At 46.4% G+C, this 446-nt stretch carries 1 protein-coding gene; it reads left to right on the top strand.

Translation table 11 applies throughout. The annotated features are described in order from the left end of the window. Positions 1-446, top strand: a 446-nt coding sequence (locus CJ191_RS09165) for a hypothetical protein (protein ID WP_180960969.1), incomplete at both ends; no start/stop codon positions are given.

The raw sequence follows: 446 nt of genomic DNA, 5'->3' as shown, positions 1-446 counted from the left end.
GACTCAGATGCGCTTACTGATGCTGATTCAGATGCGCTTGTTGAAGCTGACTCAGATGCAGACTCAGATGCGCTTACTGATGCTGATTCAGATGCGCTTGTTGAAGCTGACTCAGATGCAGATTCAGATGCGCTTGTTGAAGCTGACTCAGATGCAGACTCAGATGCGCTTACTGATGCTGACTCAGATGCAGATTCAGACGCAGATTCAGATGCAGACTCAGACGCACTTACTGATACTGATTCAGATGCTGACTCAGACGCACTTACTGATGCTGACTCAGACGCACTTAATGATGCTGATTCAGATGCACTTACTGAAGATGATTCAGATGCGCTTACTGATGCTGATTCAGATGCAGACTCAGACGCACTTAATGATGTTGATTCAGATGCGCTTGTTGATGCTGATTCAGATGCAGACTCAGACGCACTTACTGATGCTGA

The sequence above is a fragment of the Aerococcus viridans genome (genome assembly GCF_002871935.1).
Lineage (GTDB): Bacteria > Bacillota > Bacilli > Lactobacillales > Aerococcaceae > Aerococcus > Aerococcus viridans_B.
Note: the sequence above shows the minus strand (reverse complement) of the source record. Positions and strands in the feature narration are given on the sequence as shown.